The following is a 4,636-nucleotide window of genomic DNA, read 5'->3' as shown; positions in this document are numbered from 1 at the left end:
GCCGGTGTGAAAGTGGCTGATGTTGCCGAGTTGGTTGAAAAGCTGAAAAACGAAGCCAAAGTGATCTAAGGAGTATGAAATGAGCGTATTGATTATTGCGGAACATAATAACCAACATTTGAATCCTACCACTTTGCATGCGGTAACGGCTGCCGCCAAATTGGGTAATGTAGATTTATTGGTTGCCGGCAGCAATGCTGCTGCGGTGGTTGAAGAGGCGAAACAGGTTGCAGGCGTAGCGAAAGTTCTGGTAGCCGATGCACCCTATTACACTGAAGGTTTGGCAGAAGAATTAGCGCCTTTGGTTGTTAAACTGGCTGCGGATTACCGCTATGTGGCTGCAACTGCAACTGCGTTCGGTAAAAATCTGTTGCCCCGAGTAGCTGCCCTGTTGGATGTGCCACAAGTTTCGGATTTAACCGAAGTTGTGGATAACTCGACATTTGTCCGTCCGATTTATGCCGGTAATGCATTTGAAACTGTTCAATCCAATTCTGAAAAACTGGTGCTGACTTTCCGTGCAACCGCATTTGATGCTGCCGGACAAGGCGGTAATGCGGAAGTGGTCAATGTTGAGGCAACGCCTGCTCAAAACCTGAGCCGTTTTGTAAACCGTCAACTTTCCCAGTCTGACCGCCCTGAATTGACTCAGGCAAAAGTGATTGTTTCCGGTGGCCGTGCATTGGGCAGTGCTGAAAAATTCAATGAAGTGTTGACTCCTTTGGCGGATGCGTTGGGTGCCGCGATTGGTGCTTCCCGTGCGGCAGTGGATGCCGAGTATGCGCCAAATGATGCCCAAGTCGGACAAACCGGTAAAGTGGTTGCGCCGCAACTGTACTTCGCTATCGGTATTTCCGGAGCCATCCAACACGTTGCCGGTATGCAGGACAGTAAAGTGATTGTTGCCATCAACAAAGATGCTGACGCTCCGATTTTCAATGTGGCAGATTACGGCTTGGTTGGTGATTTGTTTGAAGTTGTACCTCAACTGACTGAAGCACTGAAAAACTAATGTTTCACGTGAAACGTTCAGACGGACTTTTATAACAAAGGCCGTCTGAAAATATTTTGGCATGATTACGACCTATAAAACCATCACCACTCCGACACAGGCTGAATTTAAAGATAAAGGCAGCCGCTTCATCGCATACGCCTATCCGATCCGCAGTTTGGCCGATGTGAAGAAGTATTTCGACCCATTAAAGGAAGAGCATCACAAGGCAAGACATTGGTGCTATGCTTATCGATTGGGTGTGGATGGAATGCAGTTTCGCGCAAACGATGATGGGGAACCGTCCGGAAGCGCAGGCCGCCCTATTCTGGGGCAGATTGATTCTGTCGGCGTAACGGATGTGTTGGTTGTGGTTGTACGCTATTTTGGCGGTACTCTATTGGGTGTTCCCGGTCTGATTCATGCTTATAAGGAATCAACAGCTCAGGCATTGGCGATAGCTGAAGTTGTTGAAGAAAATGTCGAAAAGACAGTTTGGTTGAAGTGTGAATATCCTGTTTTGAATGAGGCTATACGGATTGCCAAACAATATCAGGCCGATATTGTGGAACAGGATTTGCAGCTGGATTGTAAGTTGACAGTGAAAATAGCATTGGCCGATTATGAAGCTTGTATTGCTGCTTGGAAAAATACGCGCCAAATTGAAGTAGATACTGAGAAGCCGTTTGAATAAAAGGTCGTCTGAACATATTTGAGAAATCAAAAGTTTCAGACGGCCTTTGATGTTTTAGCCTTGGTATCTGTCTAAAGCATTTACGCTTGAGCGCAGGTGTTCCCAAGCCAGTTGATGAAATTCCCCCAGTGCGTTCCATAGGGCATCTTCGCTCATAATGCTGTATTCGCCCTGTGTGCGTAAATCAACATCTGCCCCTTCTTCAATGGCCTGATGGCATGCTTGGTATTCGTTGGTATAGAAGTCATCCATGTCTTGCATGAGGCTTGCGGCATGTTTCCAGCGGGCGATATCTGCTTCCAGTTGCGGCAGTAATTCGCACCATTCGCGGTATTTGCTTTGAATTTCGTCAATACGTTTTTGCATGATTTTCCTTTAGTTATTTGAAATTAGAGTATGGTTGTCTTGGTGCGATATTATTCTTAATTTGAAACAGCTAGGCAAGATGGAACAATATTCCATCGATTGAATTTTATTTACAACATCTATTCTTCAAGGAGATGGTATGAAATTGCTCGTTATTGGTAATGGTGGACGTGAACACGCACTGGCTTGGAAATTGGCGCAGTCGTCTAAAGTAGAAACTGTCTTTGTTGCACCTGGTAATGCCGGAACGGCAATTGAGCCTAAACTGCAGAATGTAGCGTTGACGGCGCATCAAGATTTGATTGATTTTTGCCGTAATGAAAATATTGCCTTTACCGTAGTCGGCCCTGAAGCTCCTTTGGCGGCGGGCGTGGTGAATGACTTCCGTGCTGCCGGATTGAAGATTTTTGGCCCGACTCAATACGCGGCCCAACTGGAGAGTTCAAAAGATTTTGCTAAAGCATTTATGGCAAAATATAAGATTCCAACCGCACAATACCAAACCTTTGAAAATGCCGATGCGGCACATGATTACGTCAACCAAAAAGGTGCGCCGATTGTAATTAAAGCGGATGGTTTGGCTGCCGGTAAGGGCGTGATTGTCGCCATGACTTTGGATGAAGCTCATGCTGCTATCGACGATATGTTGTTGGGCAACAAAATGGGTAATGCAGGCGCGCGAGTCGTAATTGAAGATTTCTTGCAAGGCGAGGAAGCGAGCTTTATCGTTATGGTGGACGGCAATCATGTTTTGCCGATGGCAACCAGTCAAGACCATAAACGCCTGTTGGATGACGACAAAGGCCCTAATACCGGCGGTATGGGTGCATACAGCCCTGCTCCAGTGGTAACGCCTGATGTTTACGAGCGCGCTATGAATGAAATTATTTTGCCGACTGTGGCCGGTATGAAAGCAGAAGGTCATGAATTTACCGGTTTTTTATACGCGGGCTTGATGATTGATAAAACTGGTGCGCCTTATACCATCGAATTTAACTGCCGTTTCGGCGACCCTGAAACCCAGCCGATTATGAGCCGTTTGGATAGCGATTTGGTGGATTTGGTTGAGGCGGCAATCGACGGCAAACTGGATAGTGTTACTGCCGAATGGAATCCGCAGACTGCGGTAGGCGTAGTGTTGGCCGCACAAAACTATCCTGATTCTCCGAAAAAAGGCGATGTGATCTTTGGCTTGGATAAGGCCAATCAAATCGGTAAAGTTTTCCATGCCGGTACTGCAACGAATGAAAAAGGCGAAGTGGTAACCAACGGCGGCCGTGTGTTGTGTGTAGTCGGTTTGGGCGATGATGTTGCCCAAGCTAAAAGCAAGGCTTATGAGGCATTGGAAACAATCCGTTTTGACGGTATGCAATACCGTAAAGACATTGCCGATAAAGCCATCAACCGTTAATAATGAATAGAAACAGGCCGTCTGAACACAGATTGTCTGTCAATCTCAGTTTCAGACGGCCTTGGTATTATGATGATGTTCCCCAGAATTTTATCGGCTGCAGCCCAACGCAAGCTGCAGGCGCATCTTAAAAAAGGCGGTTTGGTCGCCTATCCTACCGAGTCTTGCTATGGCTTGGGTTGTGTCCCTACTTTGTCCAAAGCGCTCAATCAACTGATTCATCTGAAAAAACGACCGCAACACAAAGGCATGATTGTCATTGGCCATAGCTTGGAACAGTTGCAACCTTTGCTGCAAAGGCCGTCTGAAAATATCCAAACCATGCTTCATGAAGCATGGCCGGCTCCGAAAACTTTCTTATTGCCGGCCAGCAAAAAAGTATTGCCCTCATTGCGTGGGAAAGGACGCAGTAAATTGGCTGTCAGGGTTCCTGCGCATGTAGGTGCAAGGCGTTTGTGTCAGGTTTTGGAAATGCCTTTAGTCTCTACTTCATGCAATCGTGCAGGCAAACGGGCATGCAAAACGGAAAGGGAAGTCAGAAGACAGTTTGGCAGGAAAGTCTGGGTTGTAGGCGGATTGATAGGTAAGCAGAAAACGCCTAGCCAGATTATTGACGGAGAAACAGGAGCAAGGCTGCGTTAAAGAAGGGCTGGGACCTTTGCAAAAATAGTCTATTAACGAAATTTGACGCATAAAAATGCGCCAAAAAATTTTCAATTGACTAAAACCCTCCTAATATTGAGCAAAAAGTAGGAAAAATCAGAAAGGTTTTGCATTTTGAAAATGAGATTGAGCATAAAATTTTAGTAACCTATGTTATTGCAAAGGTCTCGGGCTGTATTATCAAAGGAAAAGTATTTATTTGGAGAAGCAAATTTTTTCCAAAAGATTGGAATACCTTTGTGAAAAGCATTGAGTGCAGATCCAGTTTGATGCATAGCAGTCTGTAAATACAGATCGATTGAGCAGATAGTAAGTCAGTAAATAGAGTAGAAAGCAGTATTTTGTGAAATGCTCTTACAAAGAATGAAGCAAATTTTGAGCGTAGATGAATCGCTGTAATAAATTATTTTTGAATAAACAAAATTTGTGGATAAATTTGAAGATAAATTTCCATCAAAACATAAAAAGGCCGTCTGAAACTTGATATTCAAAGCATTCAGACGACCTTTTA

At 45.1% G+C, this 4,636-nt stretch carries 5 protein-coding genes; 4 read left to right on the top strand and 1 reads right to left on the bottom strand.

Annotation, left to right across the window (positions count from 1 at the left end):
* The first annotated feature begins 79 nt into the window (after nucleotides 1-79).
* A complete protein-coding gene (locus ACTHUT_RS14260) occupies nucleotides 80-1,012 on the top strand; it encodes an electron transfer flavoprotein subunit alpha/FixB family protein (protein WP_250599320.1) in 933 nt (310 codons plus the stop codon).
* A gap of 61 nt (nucleotides 1,013-1,073) precedes the next feature.
* Nucleotides 1,074-1,685, top strand: coding sequence for an IMPACT family protein (locus tag ACTHUT_RS14255; protein WP_250599322.1), 612 nt, complete (start codon nucleotides 1,074-1,076; stop codon nucleotides 1,683-1,685).
* A 54-nt stretch (nucleotides 1,686-1,739) separates the two neighbouring features.
* Here ACTHUT_RS14255 and ACTHUT_RS14250 read toward each other — a convergent pair whose 3' ends face one another.
* Nucleotides 1,740-2,051 carry a DUF4298 domain-containing protein gene (locus ACTHUT_RS14250; protein WP_003747758.1) on the bottom strand — a complete coding sequence of 104 codons (312 nt, stop codon included), beginning with the start codon at nucleotides 2,049-2,051 and terminating at the stop codon, nucleotides 1,740-1,742.
* Between the two features lie 139 nt (nucleotides 2,052-2,190).
* Between ACTHUT_RS14250 and purD the strand changes: the two genes are divergently transcribed.
* The gene (gene purD, locus ACTHUT_RS14245) at nucleotides 2,191-3,462 is read left to right on the top strand and encodes a phosphoribosylamine--glycine ligase (RefSeq protein WP_003686582.1); all 1,272 of its coding nucleotides are present in this window, start codon (nucleotides 2,191-2,193) and stop codon (nucleotides 3,460-3,462) included.
* Nucleotides 3,463-3,534: 72 nt separating this feature from the next.
* Nucleotides 3,535-4,104 carry an L-threonylcarbamoyladenylate synthase gene (locus ACTHUT_RS14240; RefSeq protein WP_250601677.1) on the top strand — a complete coding sequence of 190 codons (570 nt, stop codon included), beginning with the start codon at nucleotides 3,535-3,537 and terminating at the stop codon, nucleotides 4,102-4,104.
* The last annotated feature ends 532 nt before the right edge of the window (nucleotides 4,105-4,636 follow it).

The sequence above is a fragment of the Neisseria sp. P0022.S010 genome (genome assembly GCF_051956635.1).
Note: the sequence above shows the minus strand (reverse complement) of the source record. Positions and strands in the feature narration are given on the sequence as shown.

Coding starts and splice junctions, on each gene's coding strand:
- ACTHUT_RS14240 (WP_250601677.1), top strand. CDS start 3,535: ATGATGTTCCCCAGAATTTTATCGGCTGCAGCCCAACGCAAGCTGCAG.
- purD (WP_003686582.1), top strand. CDS start 2,191: ATGAAATTGCTCGTTATTGGTAATGGTGGACGTGAACACGCACTGGCT.
- ACTHUT_RS14250 (WP_003747758.1), bottom strand. CDS start 2,051: ATGCAAAAACGTATTGACGAAATTCAAAGCAAATACCGCGAATGGTGC.
- ACTHUT_RS14255 (WP_250599322.1), top strand. CDS start 1,074: ATGATTACGACCTATAAAACCATCACCACTCCGACACAGGCTGAATTT.
- ACTHUT_RS14260 (WP_250599320.1), top strand. CDS start 80: ATGAGCGTATTGATTATTGCGGAACATAATAACCAACATTTGAATCCT.